Source organism: Rhodohalobacter sulfatireducens, assembly GCF_022012475.1.
Lineage (GTDB): Bacteria > Bacteroidota > Rhodothermia > Balneolales > Balneolaceae > Rhodohalobacter > Rhodohalobacter sulfatireducens.
The window spans coordinates 76725-103652 of record NZ_JAKLWS010000013.1; the positions used below are offsets into that span (position 1 = coordinate 76725).

Annotated in this window: 20 protein-coding genes; 8 read left to right on the forward strand and 12 right to left on the reverse strand. The window is 41.8% G+C overall.

The window, feature by feature from the left end:
* Nucleotides 1–93: 93 nt before the first annotated feature.
* Nucleotides 94–1035 carry a protease modulator HflC gene (hflC, locus tag L6773_RS11540; protein WP_237854574.1) on the reverse strand — a complete coding sequence of 314 codons (942 nt, stop codon included), beginning with the start codon at nt 1033–1035 and terminating at the stop codon, nt 94–96.
* Between the two features lie 9 nt (nt 1036–1044).
* Nucleotides 1045–2067, reverse strand: coding sequence for an FtsH protease activity modulator HflK (gene hflK, locus L6773_RS11545; protein ID WP_237854575.1), 1023 nt, complete (start codon nt 2065–2067; stop codon nt 1045–1047).
* Between the two features lie 513 nt (nt 2068–2580).
* Here hflK and L6773_RS11550 point away from each other — a divergent pair.
* The 5 genes from L6773_RS11550 (at nt 2581) to L6773_RS11565 (ending at nt 6340) form a co-directional block, all read left to right on the forward strand.
* A complete protein-coding gene (locus L6773_RS11550; RefSeq protein ID WP_237854576.1) occupies nt 2581–2952 on the forward strand; it encodes a BlaI/MecI/CopY family transcriptional regulator in 372 nt (123 codons plus the stop codon).
* On the forward strand, nt 2949–4394 hold the full coding sequence (locus L6773_RS11555) for a M56 family metallopeptidase (RefSeq protein ID WP_237854577.1): 1446 nt from the start codon (nt 2949–2951) through the stop codon (nt 4392–4394). The genes L6773_RS11550 and L6773_RS11555 overlap by 4 nt, the downstream gene beginning before the upstream one ends.
* A gap of 65 nt (nt 4395–4459) precedes the next feature.
* Entirely contained in the window at nt 4460–5518 is a 1059-nt protein-coding gene (locus tag L6773_RS11560) for a 6-bladed beta-propeller (RefSeq protein WP_237854578.1), read from the forward strand.
* A 286-nt stretch (nt 5519–5804) separates the two neighbouring features.
* Entirely contained in the window at nt 5805–6122 is a 318-nt protein-coding gene (locus L6773_RS21750; protein WP_369431569.1) for a DUF4258 domain-containing protein, read from the forward strand.
* A complete protein-coding gene (locus L6773_RS11565) occupies nt 6119–6340 on the forward strand; it encodes a hypothetical protein (protein WP_237854579.1) in 222 nt (73 codons plus the stop codon). Before L6773_RS21750 ends, L6773_RS11565 begins: the two co-directional genes overlap by 4 nt.
* Before the next feature lie 521 nt (nt 6341–6861).
* Here L6773_RS11565 and L6773_RS11570 read toward each other — a convergent pair.
* The 4 genes from L6773_RS11570 to L6773_RS11585 form a co-directional block, all read right to left on the reverse strand.
* Nucleotides 6862–7176: a type II toxin-antitoxin system RelE/ParE family toxin gene (locus L6773_RS11570; protein WP_237854580.1), complete on the reverse strand. Its 315-nt coding sequence runs from the start codon at nt 7174–7176 to the stop codon at nt 6862–6864.
* Between the two features lie 4 nt (nt 7177–7180).
* A complete protein-coding gene (locus L6773_RS11575; protein WP_237854581.1) occupies nt 7181–7399 on the reverse strand; it encodes a hypothetical protein in 219 nt (72 codons plus the stop codon).
* A 261-nt stretch (nt 7400–7660) separates the two neighbouring features.
* Entirely contained in the window at nt 7661–9118 is a 1458-nt protein-coding gene (locus L6773_RS11580; protein ID WP_237854582.1) for an amidohydrolase family protein, read from the reverse strand.
* 71 nt (nt 9119–9189) lie between these two features.
* Nucleotides 9190–9570 carry a hypothetical protein gene (locus L6773_RS11585; protein WP_237854583.1) on the reverse strand — a complete coding sequence of 127 codons (381 nt, stop codon included), beginning with the start codon at nt 9568–9570 and terminating at the stop codon, nt 9190–9192.
* Between the two features lie 149 nt (nt 9571–9719).
* Here L6773_RS11585 and L6773_RS11590 point away from each other — a divergent pair, with 149 nt between their 5' ends.
* Nucleotides 9720–11768, forward strand: coding sequence for a thioredoxin domain-containing protein (locus L6773_RS11590; protein WP_237854584.1), 2049 nt, complete (start codon nt 9720–9722; stop codon nt 11766–11768).
* 792 nt (nt 11769–12560) lie between these two features.
* On the forward strand, nt 12561–13331 hold the full coding sequence (locus tag L6773_RS11595) for an enoyl-CoA hydratase/isomerase family protein (RefSeq protein WP_237854585.1): 771 nt from the start codon (nt 12561–12563) through the stop codon (nt 13329–13331).
* Here L6773_RS11595 and L6773_RS11600 read toward each other — a convergent pair.
* The 3 genes from L6773_RS11600 to L6773_RS11610 form a co-directional block, all read right to left on the reverse strand.
* Nucleotides 13328–14347, reverse strand: coding sequence for a LacI family DNA-binding transcriptional regulator (locus tag L6773_RS11600; protein WP_237854586.1), 1020 nt, complete (start codon nt 14345–14347; stop codon nt 13328–13330). The two genes, L6773_RS11595 and L6773_RS11600, sit on opposite strands and share 4 nt — an antisense overlap.
* A 105-nt stretch (nt 14348–14452) precedes the next feature.
* Nucleotides 14453–17041, reverse strand: coding sequence for a family 20 glycosylhydrolase (locus L6773_RS11605; RefSeq protein WP_237854587.1), 2589 nt, complete (start codon nt 17039–17041; stop codon nt 14453–14455).
* A gap of 65 nt (nt 17042–17106) precedes the next feature.
* Nucleotides 17107–18084, reverse strand: coding sequence for an ROK family protein (locus tag L6773_RS11610; protein ID WP_237854588.1), 978 nt, complete (start codon nt 18082–18084; stop codon nt 17107–17109).
* A 255-nt stretch (nt 18085–18339) separates the two neighbouring features.
* On the opposite strand from L6773_RS11610, the gene nagB reads away from it, so the two are divergent.
* Nucleotides 18340–20280, forward strand: a complete 1941-nt coding sequence (gene nagB / locus L6773_RS11615; protein ID WP_237854589.1) for a glucosamine-6-phosphate deaminase — start codon at nt 18340–18342, stop codon at nt 20278–20280.
* A 107-nt stretch (nt 20281–20387) separates the two neighbouring features.
* Here nagB and L6773_RS11620 read toward each other — a convergent pair whose 3' ends face one another.
* The 3 genes from L6773_RS11620 to lacZ all read right to left on the reverse strand — a co-directional run bounded on the left by L6773_RS11620 (nt 20388) and on the right by lacZ (nt 26705).
* Nucleotides 20388–21578 carry a galactokinase gene (locus L6773_RS11620; protein WP_237854590.1) on the reverse strand — a complete coding sequence of 397 codons (1191 nt, stop codon included), beginning with the start codon at nt 21576–21578 and terminating at the stop codon, nt 20388–20390.
* A 27-nt stretch (nt 21579–21605) separates the two neighbouring features.
* Nucleotides 21606–23243: a sodium/sugar symporter gene (locus L6773_RS11625; RefSeq protein ID WP_237854591.1), complete on the reverse strand. Its 1638-nt coding sequence runs from the start codon at nt 23241–23243 to the stop codon at nt 21606–21608.
* 216 nt (nt 23244–23459) lie between these two features.
* On the reverse strand, nt 23460–26705 hold the full coding sequence (gene lacZ / locus L6773_RS11630; RefSeq protein ID WP_237854592.1) for a beta-galactosidase, LacZ type: 3246 nt from the start codon (nt 26703–26705) through the stop codon (nt 23460–23462).
* Between the last annotated feature and the right edge of the window lie 223 nt (nt 26706–26928).

Below are 26928 nucleotides of genomic sequence, written 5' to 3' on the forward strand. Positions count from 1 at the left end.
AAGGGGTAATTCATGAATTACCCCTTACAATTTATTGGATAAGATCTCTTATTCACGCCATCATGGAATCAATCTCATAGATTCTCTCTCCCATTAATCAATCGATTTCAGGTATTTAAAAAAGTCGCTGTCCGTTGAAAGAAAAATGGACGTATTTCCATCAAATGATGTCTCATATGCTTCCATCGCCTTGATGAAATCATAGAGTTCGCGAGTGGTTGAATTTCTGTTATACGCTTCATTATAAATAGACGCTGCTTCTGCATCCCCTCGACCCCGGATCTCCCGTGCCTGTCGAAATGCAACAGATTGTATTTCCAGCAGTTCACGTTCCTTTTCACCTTCTATGCGTGAAGCTTCTCCCTGCCCTTCCGAACGAAAGAGATCAGCTATTTTATTACGCTCACTAATCATACGATCATAAACAGTACGCTGAACATCTTCCACGTAGTTTATTCTTTTAAAACGAAAATCAAGTACAGCGATTCCAAGATCTGAAGTTCGCTCATTTGCAAGCTCAAGAACAATATCCTGAATTGCATTTCGTCCTACTTCAATCGTTTCGAGGGAGTCTTCTATCACTTCATAAATTTCTCCTTCTACATCGGGTTCTCTGTTGGATGTACGGACTAATTCCACTAAATCATGAGAAGCTACTGCGTTTCGGGTTTCACCGTCCAGGATATCATCCAGCCTGGATTGTGCTCCCCGTTCGTCCCGCATTCTCTGGAAAAACTGCAGCGGATCGGTAATATGCCATCTCGCATAAGAGTCCACAAATATAAATTTCTTGTCTTTTGTAGGCACCTGATTTTGATCACCGTCCCACTCCAGGAACCTTTTTTCAAACCGGTTTACTTTTTGGATAAAAGGAATTTTCATTTTCAGTCCCGGATCAACAACAGCCTCTCCCACCGGAGCACCGAATTGGGTGATAATAACCTGTTCCGTTTCATCCACAGTGTAGAATCCATCGAACATTACCAAGAACAGCGCGAGGAATAAACCTATAATAATTATGTGTTTCTTTTTCATGATTCTCTCTTATTCGTTGTTTGAATTATTATTCTCATTCTGGTTTAACAAGTTAGCGCCGTTCATTTGCATCTGAAGCAATGGTAATACATTTGCTCCATCCTGATCTGTAATCACCTTATTGCCAATTTTTGGGAGCAGCTCCTGCATCGTTTCATAATAGATTCTCCGCTTTGTAACCTGGGGTGCCCGTACATACTCCGTAAAGAGGTCATTAAAGGCTGCAACTTCACCTAATGCCGTATTTGTCCGGTTGGTTGCATACCCTTCTGCCTGTTGAATGGACTGCTCAGCCACACCTCGCGCTCTGGGGATCACGCGGTTATAGTCTGACCGGGCCTGGTTTATGAGCGTTTCTCGCTGCTGCTGAGCCTCGTTAACCGCATTAAATGATGGCTTGACCGGATCCGGCGGATTGATATCCTGTAACACTACCTGCTCCACCTGCACACCTGTTTCGTACTCAGTATTCATTTCCTGTAAAATTGCCTGAACCCGTGCAGCAACTGATGCCCGGCCAATTGTCAGTACTTCATTAACCGTTCGGTTTCCCACAACCTCCCGCATGGCCGCCTCCGACATATCACGAAGTGTATTATCGGGATTGCGTACCTTAAACAAGTATTTATAGGGATCGGATATGCGGTATTGTACTACCCACTCTACATCAGCCAGGTTCAGGTCTCCCGTCAGCATTAACGATTCACCGGCAAATCCAGCTTTCCTGTATTGCGATTGAATTCCCGACTCAACGGTTCGATAGCCAAATTCCTGCTTTAATTGCCGTTCAACAGGTACAATTTGTGCAGTTTCCATAAAAGGAATTTTAAAATTTAGTCCGGGTTCAGCTATTCTTTGATATTCGCCGAATCGCTGAACAACGCCAACCTCCTCAGGGTCTACAGTATAAAATGATAAGAACGTTACAATTGCTACAGCAATGACGACTGAAATTAGCTTAAAATTTCCCAAAAGCTTTTGCAGCTGCGGTGGGATGTTTGTCCCCTTGAGAGGGTTGTTTAACTCTTCCATAATTTAATTTCCTTATTTAATTGTTCTGCCAAAGTGATTTGCCCATTTCTCTTTGATGGATATATCCCGCTGTTAAGATATAGACGGCATATTAACTACCTGTTGATATCTCGTCTACTCACAAACCCCGTAAATCAGAAGTGAAGATTTATAATATCAATGTAACTTACGGAAACTATGGGGATTTGTTGATGTTTGAATCGAAGATAAATTGGTGACATGCCTGATCCAAGAATACAGCGAATACTGGGCACGAAAATAGTTCATTCTCAGCAATGCCACCTATATGGCCTGAGATAGAATTTTGAATGATCCAAAATCGGATTACTTAAACGGTACAATTGGATCGAATGATTTAGACTAAACCACTTCCACCTCAAACCAGATAAAATCGCTGATTGCTCTTCTTTATTCTACTTAAAAGCGATGCTCATCGCACTTTTCAAAAGTTGAGATTTGGATTTTATAAATATTTATTCTACAATTGTAGAAATATCTCTAAACTTGTAGAACATGAAACTATCAAAATCTGAAGAACAACTGATGCAGTACATCTGGAAACAAGGCAAAGCATTTATGAATGAACTGCTTGAAATGTATCCAGAGCCAAAGCCTGCAAATACGACTGTTGCTACACTTCTAAAACGAATGAAGGATAAAGGGTTCATCGATTATGAACAGATGGGGCGTTCCAGGCAATACTATCCGCTGGTGAAGAAATCGGATTATTTCTCCCGATATATCAACGGGTTGATCAAGAAATATTTTGATGATTCCCCCTCCTCTTTTGCCTCATTCTTTACAACCGAAACCGATTTGACTGAGGAGGAACTGGAAGAACTCCAGGAGATTGTTCAACAAGAACTTAAAAAGAGGCAACTATGACACTTTACCTGATCTACTCAACCGTATGCATGGGAATTCTGCTTCTTTTTTACCACGCCATTTTGGAAAAAGAGAAGATGCATCAGATCAACAGGGGATACCTGATCTTCAGTTTGGTCTTTTCGTTGAGTATACCGCTCATTCCTGTTGGCATGTCTGATGCATTCATTCCAAGGTTTCAAAACCAGCAGCTTTCTGAGATACAATATTTATCTCAAGGAGAGTGGTTGAAAACCGGCCCGGAAGAGAGGATTTTGGCATCAGAATCATCGGGGACGTCTCTGTATTCAATGGCCCAAATTGCTTTCCTGATCTACGCGATGGTTGCAGGTGTACTTTTTGTTCGACTGATTCGAATCGTTCACATGATTCAGTTAAAAGCAGACCGAAATCCACGAAAGCTTTTTGACGATTATGAGATTGTTCTGCTTAGCGAAAAAGTTGTACCTCATACATTTAACAGTACAATTTTTTTAAACAAAGACCAGTATTTGAAGGGCGAGATTGCCCGAGAGATAATGGTTCATGAACTAACACATGCCAGGCAAAAACACACTTTGGATATATTGTTTGTTGAAATTCTAAAAATTGTGTTCTGGTTCAATCCGGTTCTCTATTTCTACAAAAAAGCCATGCTCTTAAATCACGAATTCCTGGCCGATGAAGCCGTGATTCGCGGAGAAACTCAGGTATCCAAATATCAAAAATTGCTGTTGAACAGCCTGATGGAACAACCCTCGCACGGACCCATCAGTCCATTCAATTATGCACTCACCAAAAAACGATTTCGTATGATGACTCAAACCAAATCCAAAGTCCGAACTTTTTTAAAAATTACATCCATTATTCCAATTTTTATTTCATTAGCTCTTCTTTTTAGCTGTGAACCTACTCCATCAGAATATTCTAAACAAGAAGCAAACGTAGATGAATTAACTATTGAGATTTACGATCCCGAGACGTTAAAGATAAATGGCGATGAAATGAAGTTTTCTGAATTTGAGAAATTCCTCTCCAACCTGCCTAAAAATCTAAATCAGGTTACTGTAGAAGTTCATTCAAATGCAACAATCGGAATCGTTTCGGATGTTCAACAATTACTTCGGTCTCGTAAAACACTCAAAATTAATTATCACACCAATCAAGAACGAAATGACGAAAAGCTTAAACTAGTCACCCAAAAATTCTTGAATGCTGCAAATGAATATATGAATATGAGTATTCTGGATACGAACGCTGACATTTTACAGAAGGAGTATGATGAGCTTCTAATACTCTATGAAGGGATCAAAAACTTGGGGATTAGAATTCCCGACTCTCCCCCACCTCCACCTCTTGCTCCCTCCCCTGAAGAACGCATTAAAAATTTGGATTTGGGAGGCAGCATCGAGATACCTGAATCTACAAATTCACCTCCCACCCCATCTGATCAAAAGGATTGATTTGAAATTTGTTGTTGGGGATTTAGCTGTTAATTATTTCTGATAAATAAGAAAGTCTTTTGAGAATGGGTACTAAATCATCCCTGCCAATTATATTTAGCCTTTGCTTTGTTTTAGCTTCGTGTGCTGAAACAATAGATGAAGGTGGCAATACGCCGAAAATCACTGAACTAAACGATTTTGAGACTATCGTATCATCTGATAAAATGGTTTTAGCAAATCCTCACCGGATACGATTTGAAGATCGTAAGGGGTTAATTATTTTTGATAGCAGTCTGGAAAAAGTAGTACGACTTTCACTGGATGGAGAAGTTATACATGAGATTGGCAGTAAAGGAAGCGGTCCTGGGGAATATCAATCTGTGTCAAATATTCACCTGTCAGACGATTCAATTTTTCTGGTAGATGACAGGCAGTTCATTATTCATCAATTCTCGCAAGATGGAAATCACATTTCTTCCCTGGATTATGGAGACTTCGGAACGCACCGAATAAACAAACCAACCGTAATCAACCAAGAAAAACTACTTATTCCCAATCCTGCGTCTGGTCAAGCTTTATTTAAATTGATAAACCGCAACGGAGAAGAAACTGCACAGTTTGGAGAAATTCCTGAAGGAAGTACAGATGAGCTTGATTATGATCTGTACAGGGCTGCAATATCAAATCGCGAAATACCACCCTATTTCAAACCACATGTATTTGCCGTGAACAACGGCGAAGAGTCTGTTTTTATGGTGTATGAAGCATTTCCAAAAATTAGTAACTACGATCTGACCGGTAAGCTACTTTGGGAAACTGAAACTATTGACCTGCCGGAAATAGTTTCAGTATCTACTGGATATTATAATTTTATGAACATGGTATTGCGTCAGGCTAACGCCGTTCAACCGTTGAGAAAATATATAGATGGAGTTAGTAAGAATGGCCGACTCTTTGTTTCCACTAATACAAGTCATAATAACCCACTTTGGATTCACGAATTCGAAAATAGTGGAAATTTTTTAAACAGATTTGTATTCAGATCTGATGTGGGTCTAAAATCCCATTTTGATATTGATATCAATGGACGCAGATTTTTTGTTATAACCAAAGAAGGTGAAATACGAGCTTATCCATTTTAGGAACAGCTACTTCTTTTTATCATAAGCGATTAAAACTCCAGTTGTGCCACCTAAAGAGAACTGGTTAAAAGATTTTGTCAAACGGTTTTAACTTAGTAGCTGTATGACATGAACTTCTCACTAACCTCACTTAGATTAAATGAGTCTCTACTGTAATTAGACGCGTCAGAACTCAATCCAAGTGGATATAAATGAAATATACCAATGGCGGTTATTTACTTTGTTACTTTGCAAGGTCTGCTGCAAATATTTCGGAAATAGGATTTAATCCAACAATTCGTTTTAAATAAAGCTATTTGACGAAATACACAAAAAGGTAATTCATAATCAATTTGAATTCTCGAGACATGCTGTTGATCAAAGTATTATTCGTAATATTTCTGTACAGGAGGTAAAGCAGGCGATAAATAAGGAAGCAAAAATCATTGAAGATTATCCGAATGATAAGTGTGGTCCAAGCTGTCTCATTCTTGGGCTTACCAAGCAAAACAGGCCGCTTCACATTCAGTGCAGTTACCCATCGCGTCCGGTTTTGAAAATTATTACATTGTATGAACCTGATCCTGAAAAATGGATCAATTTCGAAAAACGGAGAAATCCATGAGTACAGCTGAAGAAAAATTAACTGAACGACATGTAACCTACAGCCTTGAGCTGGATGGAAAGTTTTATATTGTTGAAAACGTGCCAGCCCGTGTTAATGAAGAAACCGGAGAGCAGTATTTTGCTCCGGAAACGGTCGAGCATCTCCAAAAGAAAATCAGGGGAAATGTCACTCCCAAAAAAACCGTAGAAACTCCCGTTTTTGATTACTCGGATTAAAATCGAAAGTCTGTACAACGGTCACAAGCGAGGACGCTTGCGCCATCCTATATTCGTTACTTGGATCTATCTATAAATCGCTGCATGCCTCGTCTTTTTGAGGTTTATCCCAAGCATCGGTAAATAATGGATCTGCAATGGGGGGATGTACCAAGTTCTTTACTCCTAATGGCCCGAGTGTCTCACTCATTATTCATTATTTTTTGTAGATTTTTTAAATAATTGCACATAGAAAACAATCATTGACGCATAAAAAATGATCATCATTAAAAGAAAAAAATTGTCGAACGGTTCATAAAAAAAATGAAAGAAAATAATGCCCGCTAAAATTGTCGCATGCAAGATGATATGAAACACTAACTGTTTAAATGTCATTTTATACATGATTGAATAGATCGTTTAATCAATGGACACTAACGGGGACCTCGAAGTCTCGGGGCAGGCTGTTTGCGCCACACTGTATTTATCATTTAGATTTTGAAATTTGATGCTTGGTGTCCTTAATTTTTCAAAGTCCTCTATTAGGTTTTAAAATAGCTTCTAATTTCTTTGATAATTTTATCCGGATTCTGCCGATTGTCGGTAATCGTTATAATTTCAATCTCCTTGTTTAAAATCCGGTAATAAAATGAGCTCTGGGTAGTAACCACACACCAATAAATATCATCAAATTCTTCTGTTTGAGGATTGCTCCGGGGATGACTGGAAATTTGAGAAGATTTCTGTTCCAGTTTTTGTAGGAATTTCTCTTTAGATGGTTTTCCCCATTCTTCTTCAAGATAGAGGAGGAGCTTTGTAAGTTTATATTCCGCAAGTGGAGATAAAAATACTTTCACAAGGTCACGATACTTTTTTCAAAAAGTCTTCGAGAGAGATTCGCTCACCCCTGTTTAATTGTTCAATACCGAGTTTTATTTCTTCTTTTTCAAGCTCCGTCAAGCTTTTTCGGAATCCGCTATTTTCGTCAAGCAACAATTGATGGATTTTCTTGATGAGTTTTGGGTCTTCCAACTCCAATATCAACTTGGCAAGCTCAATTTTTGATGTTTGGGGATCCATTTTATTGAATTAATATTTTTTTAATGAGAAAATAAAAATGTCTTTTTATTAACCACTCGTTACTTCATCATCTATTGGGTTATTCCAGGCTTCGGCCAAAGAAGTCTCTCAAATAAAAGAAAAACTATATTTTATTTTCTTGGAATCTATTATAAAGTAACGAAAATGAACACTTGAAAGCTATCTGACTTTTCACATTTCGATATTGCTATCCGATGGGTCGAAAGTATTTGAAATTAGGTGCTTGACGTTTAGAAGAAGTCATTTATTTCTCAGCCTCTCAAAAATTTCCTCCAACGCCTCCTGATCATACACTTCCCCCTGCCTGATTACAGTGTTGATCTCTAACGTATTTTCAATATCATCCAACGGATTGGCATCCAGAATTAACAGATCCGCCCACTTTCCTTCATCGATGGTTCCCAATTCGTCTTCCATCTCAAAGTAACGGGCGGGATTTAACGTTGCGGCTTGGAGAGCTTCCATCGGGGTGAGCCCGGCATCCACCATTACTTTCAGTTCATGATGAAGGCTTCGACCCGGAGTTAATAGGCCAATCGGTGTATCGGTTCCGGCCATGATAGTAATTCCGGCTTCATTGATTTTCCCAACCATATTGAACAGCCAGTTACTGTATTCAGCTCCAAATTCTGAAACTTCAGATTGCGCACCTTCCTCAGCACTAGCGTACCATTCTTGTTCGATGGAATCCGGCAACAATGTAAATGTCTCCTGCCACTCGGAATCGGTGTAAAATTTCTCAACGGATCGCGTATTCAGCGCCAGTGTTGGTATTTGCCACGTTTCGTTTTCGGCTAAGACTTGTAATACTTCATCCGCTCGTTCTTCATCATAATTTTCGATAGCCGTTTCTCGCATCGCTGAATGAATTCGGGATCGCAAAATTCCACCGGGATCATCTTGTCCCTCTTCCAGCATTTGCAACCGCTGCTCCTGCAAATCCTCCCAGTTCGATGCCATCGACACTTCCAGGTTTCGCATATGCTCCATGCTGTTCAGTCCTGCATTGGATGCGCTCACCGCATTCATACTCAGCGGCACGTGTCCGGTCACTTTCAATCCCTTTTCCTCGGCAAGTCGCATTACCTCTTCAAACTGTTCGGGAGTCAACATTTCGTAGGCTTTCAAAAGATCCACACCGATGCTGTCTAACCTGTTAACCATCTCTGTAACATCTTCAACGGTTTCCAATCCAACCGAGAGCGGTGGTCTACCGGGACTGCTTCCATCGTATACATTTGGTTCGCCATCCAGAAGCGGACCAGCAATCATCACACGAGGTGCTTCGGTGGGATTTGCCGCTGCCCGATCTTTCCACTGTTTTACAAATTCAATACGTCCGCCCGTATCCCGAACGCTGGTGATTCCGTAGGCCAGAAACAGGTTGAACATACTGGGTGCCAATTCTTCGATATAGGAAAAGTGAACATGCGCATCCCACAATCCCGGGATCAAGAATTTTCCTGTTCCGTCAATAATTTCATTGCCTTCAGCTGAAACAAAGAGCTCATCAGATGAACCAATCTCCAAAATTTTTCCATCTTTAATGACGACCGTTTGATGATCTGTCATACCATTTACTGCATCAATCGTGGTGATGCTATGGATAATTGTTGCATTTTCATATTCGGATTGATTGGTTTGGCAAGCGGTGAACAGTAAAATGAGAAAAGTGAGCGGTATAAAGAATCGTTTCATATTCTAAAGAGCATTTTTTGAGAGGATTTATAATTGCTCCAATCTATTTAAAAACAGTGGGTTTGCCAATTTTATTCGTCCCAGATTGGTACCACAACTCTTAAAATAATCGAATAAAATGCAAAAAATCCCAAGGGTAGCACATAGTAGAAAGGATACGTAGCAGAACCATCCGAGAAAAAAGGGATCATACAAAGTGGAGCCACTACAAAAAGTATCAAAGCAGAAAACCATCCGTATCTGTCCAGTTGAAAGAGCAGTACCGCTATCCAGATTGTAAAAAGTGGAAATAAGATAACTGCAGCTGCAAATATCAAAAAAAGTATGCCACCAGGTAAAAGCCACCACATTAATACCAATGTACCGGATACCGGAATCTCATAATTCAGCAACGTTTCAAGTTGAATCAGCTTCTTTTCGCGAGTCGTTTGCCCCGTGACTTCAATTTGCATGGGATTTGAATAATTTATTCCTGATAACTGTACCCGCATGAATTTGAGAAAAATGATTCAGATATGTATTAGAAATATCTTAATCCCTGAATTGCAACGGTTTCAATGGCTACCTTGTTTTCTAGAAAACAACTAAACAAATACAAAAGATGAATCGTCTCGCTCAATCAAAAAGTCCTTATCTAAAACAACATGCTGAAAATCCGGTTGATTGGTATCCCTGGGGTGAGGAAGCGTTTGAAAAAGCCAAAGCAGAAGACAAACCCATTTTTTTATCAATTGGTTATGCAACCTGCCATTGGTGCCACGTGATGGCCCACGAAAGTTTTGAGGATGAGCAAGTTGCCAAATTGATGAACGATGCGTTTATCAACATAAAAGTAGACCGGGAGGAACGTCCTGATATTGATAACACTTATATGACCATCTGCCAAATGCTGACCGGTCGGGGAGGATGGCCGCTTACCATTGTAATGACCCCTGATAAAAAACCGTTTTACGCAGCAACCTACCTGCCTAAAGAATCACGGCAAAACCGAATGGGCATGCTCGATTTTATACCGGCGATAAGAAAGGCCTGGGAATCAGATCGTGAAAATGTGTTGCAATCCGTCGAGAAAATTGAAGAGGGATTTTCTAAAAGTTTGGACATTGGGAAAGCGAAAGGTCACCTGCCGGACGACTTACCCAATCAAACGTATCAGCAACTCACCCAAAAATACGATTCGGAAGAAGGGGGATTTTCTTCTCAACCCAAATTTCCATCTCCCCACAATCTTCTTTTTCTGTTGAATTGGTATAGGCTGAATGATGATGAGAATGCATTGGAAATGGTTCATCACACATTAAAAAAAATGCGCTTAGGTGGATTGTGGGATCATGTCGGTTTCGGATTTCACCGCTATTCTACCGACCATAAATGGCTTCTCCCCCACTTCGAAAAAATGCTGTACGATCAGGCGATGTTACTGATGTCTTATGCAGAAGGTTGGAAAGAAACCGGGGATCCACTGCTTAAACAAACAGCCTATGAAATTGTTGATTATTTGGATGATTGCCTGACCTCAGAAAGGGGTGCTTTTTATTCCGCTGAAGACGCTGACAGCGAAGGTGAAGAAGGGAAATTTTATGTTTGGGAAATGGAAGAGATCAATTCTGTATTGGAAAAGAAGGATGCTGATCTCTTTAAACAACGATTTAATATCCGGGAGGATGGCAATTTCCGGGACGAAGCAACCGGGCAAAAAACCGGGAAGAATATTCCACATCTCAAAGACCCTGTTGATGAAGAACAAGCTGAAAAAGTTGGTCAGATTCTGAAACAACTCAAGGCAGAAAGAGAAAAAAGAGAGCGCCCCTTGCTAGATGATAAGATCTTAACTGATTGGAACGGGTTGATGATCGCCGCACTGGCTAAAGCGGGTATAATCTTCAAGGAAGAAGAGTTTATAAAAAAAGCGGAAAAGGCTTGGTCAGTCATCAAAGAGCACTGCTTGACTAAAAAATCCACCCTGTATCACCGACTGAAAGATGAAGAGGCAAATATTGAGGGCATGGCTGATGATTACTCATTTACAATATTTGGGTTGATTGAACTCTACGAAGCCACATTTAACCCGGAATACCTTGAAGTGGCCGTTGACTTACAGAAGCAGTTCGATAAAGATTTCCTGGATTATCAGTTTGGCGGTTATTATTTCACAGCTTCAGGTGCAGAAGAACTTCTCGGCCGACAAAAAGAGATTTATGATGGAGCACTACCCTCCTCAAATTCGGTTGCGGCATTAAATCTGCTTCGACTTTCACGACTTACGGGTAATCCCCAATTTGAAAGTCGAATCACAGATCTTTTTGGAACGTTTTCACGCCAAATAAAAGAATCCCCCACCGGTTATACCTTTGCTGTTCATGCATTCCAGATTTCAAAATCGGAGTTAGTAGAGGTATTGATCACCACTCCGGAGATGAACAGCCTCATAGAAAAGCCTCTCGAGATGTGCCGTAATAATATTCCAATGGGGTCGGCCATATTAGTCAAAACACCTGAACTGGCGTCCAAACTCCAGGAAGTTTCTCCTTTCACTGAGCATTATAAAATAGACGATCTTCTGATGGTATACCTGTGCAAAGACTTCCAATGCGAAGCACCGGTTCATACGCTTTCCAAGCTGGAAAAGCTCTTGGAGGCCGAGGTATAGATACTTTGGTTTCTCACACGTACTAAATTTGAGTGCACATCAAGTAGCTTACAGAACTGTAAATCAACTTTGAGTCGCACTTCGCTAAGGATTTTATCGGGCTCACAAAAAGGAATCAGTTAATCTCTATTACCGTCTGCTTTAGCTGACGGCTAGTAAACCAACAACAAGTTTGTGGCTTTAGCCACATTCTTAGAATTAGATTAATGAGCACAAAAATGGTTCAAGAGAAATAGGGCTAAAGCCCGTTTGATGCCTTTGAACTTACCGTTGGCTGAAGCCAACGGTAATAGATACGCCCCCCTATCCTTCAGTTCTATTCTCAAGTCTCAGTTTTAAAACTTGAGCGAAGTTACCTACTTGTTCCGAAGGTCTCCTTCGGAACATTCCTTTTGGAAGCTCTGCTTCTGATAAAACGTCTGGAGGGTTGGATTGCTGTTATGTTATGACGAGTGAATGGAAGCGGAGCTTCGGGTTGGCGTTCCGAAGGAGGACCTTCGGAACGAGTAAAAGTACTTGAACGAGGTTGTTACCTTCATCGTCCCTTTGAGTGATACCGGGTGGAACGACAATTCCCGGGTGGGTTTTGTTATCTTCCCCACTGAAGACCCGCGGCTTTCCACGGCGTACTGAATAATACGGGTTAATTCCCGATTTCTTATTTCCAATCCCTTCCCGATCTCCCATCTCCTAACAAAAAATCTCGAATCATGGGGAGAAACTATTTGTTAATTCGTCTGTAATTTGACAACATCAGAACAACTAATTAACTGCAGCAAAAAACAAGCTACCATGACTGAGAACGGCGACGGAAATGTAACCTATAAAACGGAAGGGCGAATCGGAACAATTGAGTTTTACCACCCCAAAGGTAATTCATTGCCCGGGTCGATACTCACGAAACTTACCGAGACAATTCGAAAAGCGGGTACAAATGGTGACATCCATGCTATTGTGATGAAAAGCGGAGGGGACGGAGCTTTTTGTGCCGGTGCTTCTTTTAATGAATTAACGGCAATCTCCACCGAAGATGAGGGTAAAGAATTCTTTATGGGATTTGCAAATGTTATCAACGCCATGAGAACCTGCCCGAAGATGATTATTACCCGTGTTCACGGGAAAACGGTCGGTGGTGGAATCGGAATCATTGCGGCTTCTGATTTTGCCATTGCTCAGGAAAATGCATCCGTTCGGTTAAGTGAACTTTCCCTTGGCATCGGTCCATTTGTAGTGGGACCGGCTGTTGGAAGAAAACTGGGCACATCCGCTTTTTCTACATTAGCTTTAGATGCAAAAACATGGTACGACGCTCGATGGGCCCTGGATAACGGGCTTTACAATAAATTGGTCAGTAACACCGAAGAACTTGATAAAGCTGTTGAGGAAATATCGCAAAATCTTGCTTCAAGTAACCTTAATGCACTAACTCACTTCAAAGATATCATTTGGCAGGGAACCGGGCACTGGCACGCTACGCTTGAACAACGAGCAGAAATTAGCGGACGCCTGGTGCTTTCAGAATTCACAAAAAAAACGATCGCCAACTTTAAAAATAAAAACTAAGAAAGCTTCGCTGTACTTTTACGAACCAAAAGTTCCGGTTTGAGGCTGGCATGCCTAACTCTAGCATCTTTATTTTTAATTTTTTCTATCAAAAGCTTGGCTGCTTTTTCTCCTTTTCCATAGGTAGGCTGTGCAACAGTAGTTAGAGGCGGAATCATATATTTAGAGATCGGGAGGCCGTCAAACCCAACCACTGAAAACTGCTCCGGTACGCTGATATCGTTTTCAAAGAGCGCCAGCAAAGTACCCATCGCAAGCGTATCACTGGCGCAAAATACGGCCGTCATATCGTCGTGCTTTTTGATCCACTCCTCCATAGTATCATGACCATCGTGCTGGGAGTAGCTGCCAACAGCGGTATAATCATCCTTCGGCTCAATTCCCGCATTACAAAGAGCATCTTGATAACCCCTCATCCTGTGTTCAGTCTCCTGTACGTTTTGATCGCCAAACATACCACCAATATCTTTATGGCCCAATTGAACGAGATGATCCGTGGCTTTGTAAGCCGCATCATAATTATCCACATCTACTGATGGTATTTCCGGGTATTTGGGATTGTGTCCTACCAATACAATTGGGATATCGGAATCTTCAAAAGTTTGTAACGTAAACTCAGTCACCTCTTCGTTGAGACAAATCACTCCATCAAGATGGTGTTCATTTAGTATCAAATCGTGAAGTTCCTTCTTCATTTCAGAATTGTAGAAAGATAGACGCACATAGTAACCGTTCCGGATGCACTCCTCAAAAATTCCAAGATAGAGTAGAGTCCAATACCCATTTCCAAGGCTTTCCTCTCCAAAAATTCCCGACAAAACCCCAATTTGGTAGGTGCTGCTGGTAGCTAAACTACGTGCAACAGAATTGGGACGATAATTATATTCCTCAACTACACTCATCACGCGGCTGCGGGCTTCATCACTTACATTGGGATGATTATTGAGCACCCTCGATACCACAGACCTCGACACATGAGCGAGCTTAGCAACTTTATCGATGTTTAACTTTTCCATAGATCTCTGGATTATGGCTGACCTCTATAATCAATCAGAAAAATGGCATCTGTTTGAGTAACAACAGAGAAACTAAAGAATTAATTGCGCAAAAACTTAATTTGATTACTGAATTGTAACCGATCTGCCTGATCTTCCTGCAGAGTTGAATACTGAAATCGTTACCGAATCACCACCAGATATTTCAACAGGTTCAGTGTACAACGGAGACTCTGAACTTGTTTCACCATTTATTTCATACCGAATATCAAGTCCGGGAAAGGCATTGTTTACTTTGAGCAGCCCATCTTCAATAACTGCACCCGGAACCGGCAATCTGTAATTAATATTTACAAAATTTTTATCTAGCCTGTCAAGTTCATATTGACCGATGCGATTGGCAAATTCATTCCACACATCATCTCGTTCCGACCGCAATTGAGAAATATTTTCCATATCTCCCCAGGAAGGATTTCCAACCCATGCCCTTTCAGCAAGTCCCAGCAGGCGTGGTAAAACCATGTACTCCCATCGCTGAGGTTCATTCACCGTTTCAGACCAAAGCTGCCCCTGGATTCCCAAAATATTTTCTCTGCCCGTTTCACTTAATTGAATGGCATCATCATACTGACTCGGGCTTACAGGATTTCCGTAGTTATCATGTTCTGCATTCTTATAGAGGTCGTATGGAATGAAGGAGTAAGTATCTTTCGTATCAAACATAGCTGCCCAGTAAAAACCCGGTTCCTGCCAGGATTTATTGTAAGCCATATCCAGGTAAAGGTTCGATGCGTTTGACATCACAACTTTGTAACCGGCATTGGCAAGCATGTATGCATAATCTTCCCGGCCCGAACCCCAGATGCTCGACCAAACATATGGGACAACATTTTCTTTATACTCGGGATCTTCTTTAGGGCCATTATGCTCGTCGTTGAGTCCTACTTCTTCCCAACCGGCCATTTGCAAATCACGCTGCTCAAGCATTGATTCTAATCGAGTGAAAAAGTGTCCAAAAAGATCACTCGCACGATCAATATTCCTTTCTTCCATATACTGCTCGCAGGCAGGTGATTCAGTCCATGCACCTTCGGGAACTTCATCACCACCGACGTGAATCATATTCAGGGGAACTCCCGCCTCTTGATGCATGAATATGACTTCATCAAACACCTTTTCCATAAAATTATACGTAGATTCCCGGCAGACATTTATGACGTTATCATCAAAATACTGGACGGACATATAATCCGACTCGTCATCGGGATCAGCCAACCGGTACATCTCTGCCTGTTCTGATTGTCCAAATTCCGAAAGACGATTGAACCGTACTTCCATTCCTTTAATAGCAGCTCTTGCATGTCCCGGGACATCAATTTCAGGAATCACTTCAATGTGACGCTGATTCGCAAATTGAAGGATTTCGATATACTCATCACGCGTGTACCACCCACTGCCGAATGATGCCCCCGGAGTAGGATCAGGTCCTGAGCCGTATGATGGAGCCAGGAAATGCTCTTCTGTTTCTGTGTGACCACGTCGGCCGCCAACTTCAGTCAGTTCCGGCAATCCATCTATTGCCAGCCTCCAGCCTTCATCATCCGTAAGATGGAAGTGAAATTTATCGAGTTTATACATTCCCATCAGATCCAGGAGCCGTAGTACGCTTTCTTTATTCTGGAAATTTCGAGCTACATCGAGGTGCATTCCGCGGTAGCCAAATGCGGGTTCATCAGATATTTGAACCGCACTCAATTCCATGTTTTCGCTCTCCCGGTTTGACATAAGAGAACGCAGACTTTGAATGGCATAAAAAATCCCGGCATTTCCAGATGAAGTTAGTTCAATATTCTGTTCGGTGACTTGAAGCGAATAAGCTTCTTCACTTCCGGGGTAGTCTGTATCAAGGTTCAAAAAAATTCCTGTACCACTCCACTCACCTTCCAAAATTTCAATGGAATTTTCAATTTCAAACTCATCAGCCAAAAGCTGAGTCAGATATTCAGCCTCATCTAAAAAGTCAACTGCATACGTAATTGTAATTCCATCTTCCAACTCAAAGCTCCCTTCACCCATTTCCACAGATGAAGGTGTTGGTGTAATCTTACTGACTTGATTGGTTGGCAATGTTGTTACTCGCTGATTCTCCCGATACCGGCTTTCTGCACTGGGGATTTCAAGATTGTCTGCCTGGGTTCGGTTCACCTGCTCTTCCCCCACAAAGGGTTCAACAGTAACCTGTGCTACCTCTTCAATACGGTCTTCATTCACAAAGTAAAATCCCTGGGGTGCATCGGTTTTTTTGATGGCATGAAATTGTGCATTGTATTCCTTCGTAAATTCACCACCAGCCGGAATAGGGTTGAAGGCATCCGTCGGTTCAAGCTTAAAGAAATCTCCGCTGATGTGTGTCGCTTCAAACTCTGGTAAAAAGCTCTCTTCATCCAATACCCGTATGGAGTTGAAATAAAGAGTCCAGCCATCATTAGAAAAACTTTCATTCCCGGTATTATGGAACGTCAAAGAAGCAAGTAACTGATCGTTGCTTTCAAAATTTGAGATTAGGTTCCATGTAATCTCAATTGGAGAACCAGTAATCTCCATTGACAGGCTCACCGGTTCAGTATCGGACTCCTCTTGAGATGTACATCCCATAAAATTTAAAGAGAATAGAAGAATAAGACTGAGGCAGGATTTTATGATAATTGGTTTCATTGGTATCTGAATTTCTGATCTGTTCCGAAATAGTAAAATAACACCATACTCAGGAATTATTTAATCTATGCCGTTTGTTTGCTCAGGCTGTCCAGTTTCAGCCACATGAAAGCGGCTGTGCCAAGAATAGCCGTTCTTTTACCGCTAATTTCTGAAAGTTTCAGTTCCACGGTTCCTTTATAAATATCAAGAAGGTTCTCCTCCATATTTCTTTGGGTAGGCTCCAATATCAATTCCTTAGATCGCGATAACCCTCCGGTAAGAACAATCAGTTCCGGGTTCAATAGTGCAACAGTATTTGCGAGGGTTCTGCCCAAAAATCGTCCGGTTATCTCAAAGGCCCGAAGTGCAAGTTCATCACCTTCATTGGCAGCCTTTGTAATTTTCTTGGCAGAGAGAGAGCCGTTCTCTGAAAATTGTAAGACAGATTTAGGATATTCTTCGCTCGCTATCAGTTCATTCGCCGTTCTTACAATTCCGGTTGCAGATGCATACGTTTCCAGGCAACCTTTTCTGCCACATCCGCATTCCCTTCCATTTCCCGAAATCAAAACGTGTCCCAGCTCCCCTGCATGGCCGCGTGAACCAAGTACCAGGTCTCCGTCTATAACAATACCGCAACCTAAACCTGTGCCGAGTGTTACGCAGAGAAAATCTTTTTTATTCTGGGCAACACCGAAAAGCATTTCACCAACGGCTGCCGCATTCGCATCATTTGATACTGAAACCGGTAAATTAAAATTGGCAGAAAGAATATTGGCAACCGGCAACTTTCTCGGCCAGTTCAGGTTAGAGGCATTATCAATCGTACCATTTTTCTGACTTCCGGTGGGCGCTCCTACACTTACACCAACCAGCTTATACCCCGGCCCGAGTGCCTCCACCATATCCTGAATCGAATCACTCAACTGTTCAAAAAATAGCTCATGGCCAATTTCTGCATTCGTAGGTATGGATTGATAAGCAAATAATTTGCCCTCACGACTCACCAAACCAAATTTTGTATCGGTACCCCCTAAATCTATTCCCGCAACTAACTCCATTTCATACACTTATAGAAGTTAAATAACGTTGAAGTAGCTCACCTCCAACATCAAATATTTTTGTGAAATTTCTAAAATCGTTCATATAAGAACATTCTTAAAAATCACTAATAATCCTTTAAAAGCAAATTTATTAGACTTGGTTTTTTATATTTGGAACCGATTCCAATCATCACTCTTTTCTTTAATGCGTATATTAGAATTTGTAAATATTGATGTCTACATAACAATTATCTGAACTGAAACGAACGATCAATGGAAAGCTTAGAAAAGAAGTTAAATTCTATTAACAAGCGTCTCACCTATTACGAAAACATTCCAACTGTTATTTATAAAGACAGTTCTGAGGCCTCCGTGGCAATTGCTCATGAAATTGCATCTCTCATCAAAGATAAAGCTAAAAAAAATGAACATGCTGTATTAGGCCTGGCTACAGGCTCAACCCCGGTAGGTGTGTATGATGAACTGGTTCGCCTGCATAAAGAAGAGGGCTTGAGCTTTAAAAACGTGATCACGTTTAATCTTGATGAGTACTACCCAATACAGCCTGATTCACTGCAAAGCTATGTTCGCTTTATGCATGAACACCTGTTTGATTCTATTGATATTCCCGAAAATCAGGTTCACATACCGGATGGTACGATTCCTGAAGAAGATATTTACGATTATTGCGATCAGTACGAAGCCAAAATTGAGGAAGCCGGGGGAATTGACATTCAGCTCCTTGGGATCGGACGAACCGGCCATATCGGGTTTAATGAACCGGGTTCACGGCCAGATTCCACAACACGCCTGATTACACTGGATAAAATTACTCGTAAAGACGCAGCGAGCGATTTTTTTGGTGAAGAATATGTGCCTCGTCGCGCGATAACAATGGGTGTCGGCACCATCATGAAATCCAAAAAAATTATCCTGATGGCATGGGGTGAAGGTAAGGCAAACATCATAAAAGAATCGGTAGAGGGAGATATCAAAGAGAGTATCCCCGCAACATACCTGCAAGAACATGATAATACTGCCATTGTACTGGATACTGCAGCATCTGAAAAACTGATGCGTATAAATACACCCTGGCTCCTCTCTTCTTGCAAGTGGGATGACGAACTGGTGAGAAAAGCAGTAGTATGGCTTTGCCAAAAGCTCGACAAACCAATTTTGAAACTTACGGATGAAAATTACAATGAAAACGGAATGGCCGACCTGATTACCAAACAGGGACCCGCCTATAGTATTAATATTAAGGTTTTCAACGAGCTCCAACATACCATTACCGGCTGGCCCGGGGGGAAACCGAATGAAGATGATAAATATCGCCCCGAGCGGAGAGAACCTTTTCCCAAACGCGCAATCGTATTCAGCCCACACCCCGATGACGATGTTATCTCCATGGGAGGAACACTGATTCGGTTGGTCGATCATGGGCATGAGGTGCACATCGCTTATCAAACATCGGGAAATATTGCGGTTTTTGATGATGACGTGGTTCGATTTGCGGATTTCGTTCTGGATTACACCGAAGCTTTTGACATGAAAGAACAGAAAGCTGAAAAGCTGTTCCGAAAAATAAACGACTTCCTGAAGTCCAAAAAACCAGGCCAGGTTGATTCCCCCGAAGTAAAGAAAATCAAAGGGCTCATCCGACGGGGTGAAGCGAAAGCCGGAGGACGCTATTGCGGGGTTCCGGATGAAAATATGCACTTCATGGAGATGCCGTTTTATGAAACCGGCCGCGTGAAGAAAAAACCGCTTTCTGATGAAGATATCCAAATTACAGTCGATCTTTTACGAGAGGTGAAACCTCATCAAATATATGCAGCCGGCGACCTTTCTGACCCACACGGTACGCATCGCGTATGTCTGAAAGCCATTTTTGAGGCGCTCGAAATTGTAAAAAACGATGATTGGGCGAAAGACTGCTGGGTCTGGCTCTACCGAGGTGCGTGGCAGGAGTGGGATGTGAACGAAATTGAGATGGCCGTACCATTGAGCCCAATTGAACTAAAACGTAAGCGCAGAGCTATTTTCAAACATCAATCTCAGAAAGACCGTCCTCTTTTCCCGGGTTCAGATACCCGAGAATTCTGGCAACGTTCCGAAGACCGGAACCGTGGAACTGCCAAAGTGTATGATGATCTTGGATTGGCAGAATATGAAGCGATTGAGGGCTTTGTGCGCTATCATTTCCGTGATTGAAATTGAATAGGCAGTAATTACTTGTAATTAGAATCTGTGGAAAACTTTGCGTCTTTTCCGGTAATAAAACCGGAGAGAGGCGCAGGGTAACCCATAGAGATTTAGGATTAATTTTCAATCAACCAGAAGGAGCTATTCTGAAAAATTTGCTTTGCACCATCACTAATTGAGGCTTTGTATATCTGTAAACCCTCACCGACTTGCTCACTGTACCCTTCTTCTACCGTACTGATAAATTCATCTACAAATTCTTCTTTCACAAGGTTGATGGTACAACCGCCGAACCCACCACCCATCATGCGTGAACCAAAGACTCCATCCAATGTTTCTGCGATTGCAACCAGAGCATCCAGTTCCTTACAGCTCACTTCATAGAGATCTCTGAGGCCATAGTGAGATTTATACATTAACTTTCCGAATGTATCCAAATCATCTTTGGTGAGTGCTTCGCAGGCGGCTTCAACCCGATTGTTTTCTTCAAGAACGAATTTGCATCGTTGGAAAACAGTGGGATTAAAATCACCCATGTGCTTTTTTAAAGTCGGTAAGTTCACATCACGCAGGCTTTTAATTTCAGGGTAATATTTTTTCAGGACTTGAACTCCCTCCTCACACTGTTGTCTCCGAATGTTGTATTCAGATGATGTCAGCTCCCGATGCACATTCGTATCACAAAGAATGATTTTAATATCCGACCTGCGAAACGGGTAGAGTTCAAATTCAAGAGACCGGCAATCCAGTTTCAGGGCGTGACCTTCTTTACCATGGATATTCGCGAATTGATCCATAATTCCACATTGCATGCCTACAAAATGATTCTCTGCAGCCTGGCCGATTTTGGCCATCTCTGTTTTCGTGATTGACAGATCAAACAGCTTCGACAGTCCCAAAGCAACCCCACCTTCCAGCGCCGCAGATGATGAAAGACCCGCGCCAATGGGTATATCTCCTCCAAACACGCAATCAAATCCACCAATTTCATCCCCTCTGGTTTGAAGCTGATCTATAACTCCAAGAATATAATTTGCCCAGTGATGATCACTTTTCTCAAGATCTCTCTTAAGGGCAACCACATAGCTTTGCTGCATATCGATAGAATGAAGACGGATTTTTTCCGATCCATTCGCAGCGAATCCTAACACTATCATTTTATCAATCGCTGCAGGTAAAACAAATCCCATGTTGTAATCAGTATGCTCTCCAATCAGGTTAACCCGACCCGGAGATTGGATTAAAATGGGTTCAGAATCAAAGTGGCTTTTAAATTTCTTATAAACTCCTTCAAACAAATCTTTCATAGATGATAAATGAATTAAAAACCCTTTTTACCAAAAAGCGGCATAAAGTATCGCTACTAAAATTAATATTACGTAAGCTCCGATATTAAAAGCGGGGCTTGTTTTAAACATATCAGCTGTTGTATGAATAGCTTTGGGATCTTCATCGTAGGGATTCGTTGTTAAGCTGACGCCTGCAATAATCACAATGGTACTAATGAGTGTATAAAACATCTGGTCTAAAAATGGAAGCTGCACTGCCGGTGATTTTAAAAAGATCGCTATCACTATGGATGCCAGGACTCCGTAGATAGCACCTTTTGAGGTGGTTTTCTTCCAGAATAATCCCATTAAAAATACAGCCAGAATACCCGGGCTAACCATACCTGTATATTCCTGGATATATTGAAAAACCTGGGGCACGTTATCGAGTTGAGGTGCCATAAAACCGGCTGTAATCAATGCAATCGCAGCCGAAATTCTACCCATATTCACCGTTTGTTTATCTGTTGCATCTTTCCTGATATACGGAAGATAGATATCCATCGTATATATCGTAGCTACGGAATTCAGCATCGAGGCCATTGACGATACAATGGCTGCCGCAAGTGCCGCTACGACCAATCCCAAAAAGCCGGGCGTTAAAAATACCTTCATAAGCCACGGATAGGAATTGTCGTATTGAATACTTCCATCAGCTCTTGTGAAAACATCAAAAACACCGGGGATTACAGCGGTACCCTCAGGCTGAGTATATAACACATACACAATGATACCGGGGATAACGACAATTAAGGGAATAAGTAATTTCAGGAAACCTGCGAAGATAATACCCTTCTGCGATTCCTTAAGTGATTTAGCGGCCAGTGTCCGCTGAATGATATATTGATTAAATCCCCAGTAATACAGATTAGCTACCCACATTCCGCCGATTAATACGGCAATACCCGGCAGATTGCTGAATTCAGGATTTGATCGATCCAGTATCATAGTAAATTTTTCTCCGGCTACATCATAGAGATGGGTCAGGCCATTCAAAATTCCGCCTTCGGGAGTAACATTATTAAGCCCGGCAAAGGTGACTACAAAACCGCCCAAGACAAGTAAACCCACTTGCAATACATCGGTCCATGCTACGGCAGAAAGCCCCCCGTATAGCGAATATGCAGCAGCAATTGCCGATAACCCGATGAGTGAGTAGATCATGAGGCTTCCGTCGCCCGTACCCATAATGGTATCAAGAGCCAAAGCTCCCAAATAGAGCACAGTAGTAAGATTTACAAACACAAACAGTGCAATCCAGAAAACCGCTAAAATGGTTTTTAATGTAGTATTAAACCGCTTTTCGACAAATTCCGGAATGGTAAATATTTCTTTTTCAATAAAGATGGGAAGAAAGTATTTACCGACAACAATCAGGGTTACCGCCCCCATCCACTCATAAGAAGCGATCGCAAGCCCAACGGCAAAACCGGAACCCGACATCCCAATTATTTGCTCCGCTGAAATATTAGCTGCAATCAGGGATGCTCCAATGGCCCACCATGGAAGTGATTTTCCAGCCAAAAAATAATCTGTCGCGTTTTTTTGATGACCTTTTTTATCTCTTGATACCCACAGACCAAGAAAAATAATCATACAGGCATAGGCACAAAAAACAACTGTATCAATTGTGGAAAATTCCATAGTTCAAAAAATTATATTTAGATAACGATTAGTTTTGCATTCATTTTTAGGATTCCAATGTAATATCCATGGACTATTTTTTGGTGCTGCAGGTTTAATTTTTGAAGAAACCCTTCTTTCAATTGCAGCAAACGATGCATCCGGCCGACCACTTCAGGTTTTTCAGGGTTACCAAATATGATTTTTAAATGATTACGGTTCAAATTTTATCATCAACTAATTTGGAAGCCCCTCACGGGCTTTTAATCCTGCTGATTTCTCTTTCGAGTCCAACGGTCGTATTAAAAAGCTATAAGTATAAGAACCCTCACTTAAACGGTATTCAGGATGTGGCCTGGATTTTGTACTCCAGGTATCGTCCCCTCCCAATCCCATCTGCTGGTGATCTAAGTTGACAGTAATAAAATCTCGATCCGGAAGTTCGTGGATATGGGAAGCATCTGAAAGATCTTGCATACTGTAAGGCCAGGCACTAAAATTAATGAGGCCTTCACCAACAACTAATAAACCTTTTCCGACGCTATTGGTAAAGGACACCCAGCGAACATCTGATCTATTTCCATTCTCCTGCGGGCGTACATAGTTGGTGATAAGCTCGTCCACTTTTCCTGCATAATACCCAATGGAAGACCCTGTTTTGCGGTCCCAATAATTCTCATGGGGTCCCCTGCCAAACCAGGTTATTGTTTCGTAATCGGCCGGAATAGCCATTTGCATACCCACTCTGGGAATACTGGGAGGGGTCTCTCCTCCCTTCTGTACACTGTGCTGAATTGAAATGTCGCCATTCCCGTAAATAGAGTAGATATGACTAAATGTCGTCTTGCCCATAGGCAGTAAACCCTCGACTATCACCTCTACCGTACCAGCCTGATCTCCTTCTGCATCGCTTTGAACTGAGACAACGGTCCGGTCTTCACTGGCTTCTTTCCAGTCCGATAATAACACACCCATTCCATTACCGCCTGCGAAATCATTATCAGTCATAGCCCGCCAGTAATTCGGAGCCAGCGGTTTTTTAATCAACTCATTATCATGATACATCAGTGACTCGATCACCCCCGACTGCTTGCCGATCTCCACTGAGAATTCCGTTCCGGTTACAATAATTCTATCTGCATTCTCACTTACATCTAATTTACCGGGTTGATTGTTACTTAAAGCGGGTTGGACAGGTATCTTGTAAGGAATCTCAAACTGTTCCCATGCAATTTCATGACCTTCCGCTGCCCATTTTGTCTTCTCCTTCAGCAGGACTCCCACCTTCAAGTGATACTCAGCATTCGGGTGTAATTCAGGCTTTTTGAATGGTATCTCTACTAATTTTTTTGTTGCCGGCGGTACATCAACGTTATTTAGTTCTCCTGTCTGTAGGGTCTGCCCATCTTCGGTAAGACTCCAGGCAATCTTATATTCAGACAGGTTGGTGAAGTTGAACTCATTACTAATTTCGATACCTCCCGACAACAGGTCCACAGGACTCATGTGAACCTGTGCATATACCTTTTTCACCTCCCAAAGTGCTGGCTGAGGGCTTTGATCAGGGAAAATAACACCATTTATGCAAAAATTTGCATCATTGGGGTCATCTCCGAAATCACCCCCATAAGCCCAATATGTCTCACCTGAAGATGTTTCTTTGACCAGACCCTGATCCATCCAGTCCCAGATAAACCCTCCAATAAGCCGTTTATGACTTCGAACCGCATCCCAATATTCCTTCAGGTTTCCTGTCGAGTTGCCCATTGAATGTGCATATTCACACATAATGACTGGACGATCATCATTGTCGCGATTTGCTATTTCAGTGAGTTCATCTATTGTAGGATACATTCGACTCATCATATCCACATATGAGGGATCCGTTGGTTCTCCCTGTGCTCCTTCGTAGTGAATATATCGTGTCGGATCGAACTCGCGTATCCATTGAGCCATTGAAGCATGATTCGGGCCGCTTCCAGCTTCGTTACCCAGAGACCAGAAAATAATGGAGGGATAGTTTTTATCTCGCTCTACCATTCGGATGGCTCGCTCCATAAACGCTGTATTCCAGGTTGGTTCGTTCGATAACTCACCTCCCAAACCATGTGTTTCCAGGTTTGCCTCATCAATTACGTAGAGGCCATATTTATCGCAAAGTTCAAGGAATTCAGGGTTATTGGGATAATGTGAAGCACGTACGGCATTTACATTAAACTGTTTCATCAGCTGTACATCCCGCTCCATCTCTTCAAAAGAGACCACTTTCCCGGTGTGTTGGCTGTGATCGTGACGGTTTACTCCATACAACAACGTTGATTTACCATTTACAAGTAACTCTCCGTTTTTAAACTCCACCGTTCTAAACCCTACTTTTGTACTTGTAGCCTCTATTACGTCCCCATCCGGATCAACTAGAGAAAGTACCAATGTGTACAGATTCGGCTTTTCAGCCGACCATTTTGCCGGATTTTCAATTTCTGCCTCCATCAAAGCAAATGGTACATTATCTCTCTGCGGATACTGCTCGTCAATTATTTTTGTAGCCTCAATCGAAAGAGGTGAAGGTAGTACTTCGGTATCAGAAGCATCATAAAGTTGAGCCTCTATTCTCCAGTCTTCCAAATCAACATCTATGTTTTGCGACAGTTCCGGTCGGATTTCCAATTTTCCATTCTGATAATTGGAATCCAGTTCACTTCGCACAGCAAAGTCCGATATATGAACTTCAGGGCGGGAAACCAGGTAAACTTCCCGGTGAATGCCTGACAAGCGCCAGTGATCCTGATCTTCCAGATAGCTGCCATCGCTCCAGCGCAGAACTTGAACGGCAATGGTATTCTCTTGTCCCGCTTCCGCATAGGGAGTAATATCAAATTCAACCGGCAGCCTGCTATCCTCGCTGTATCCTACTTTTTGGCCGTTCACCCATAGGAAAAAGGCGGAGCTTACGCCACCAAAATGGATTCTTATCTGCTTGTCATTCCAATCTTCAGAAATAGTAAACGTATGTACATAAGATCCAACCGGATTATTATCATAAGGTACAAAAGGGGGATTCACAGGATTAAAAGGGTACCGGATATTCAAATAGATAGCGGTACCATATCCCTGAAGTTCCCAATTAGAAGGCACCGGAATATTATCCCAGGAAGAGGTATCAAACCCCTCTTTGTAAAAATCCTTCGGTGAATTACCGGGATTGGGAGCGAAATTAAATTTCCAGGTACCATTTAATGATTGAAAACCTGTAGCCTGCCTGCGTTCATTTTCAAGTGCCTTATCAATGTCGGGATAGGAATAGAATGTAGCGTGTGCCGGCAACCGGTTTATCCCGTTTATTCTGGGATTTTCCCAAATTTCAAGATCAGGTGTCGTATTAGAAGAAAATTGAGCTAGCAAATCCGCTGTAAAAAAAATACTGAATAACGCCAGCATAAAGATGCTTAAAAGGTCTTTTTTAAGAGCTCCAGTGTTAAACATGACATCCCCTTTTAATATTTTTTATAAGTTTTTTAGAATATCTCTTTGTTTAATAAATATAGATATAAAAGTTTAACCTTCAATCATAAGAGTCATGGCTTCCTTCCACTTATAGGAAGCAACCGCAATTAGGGATGCCCCAATTACCCACTGTGAAAGTGATTTATTGCTGATGAAAGACCTTCCGAAACTTCTTTGATTCTTTATTTTGCAATAAAATAAC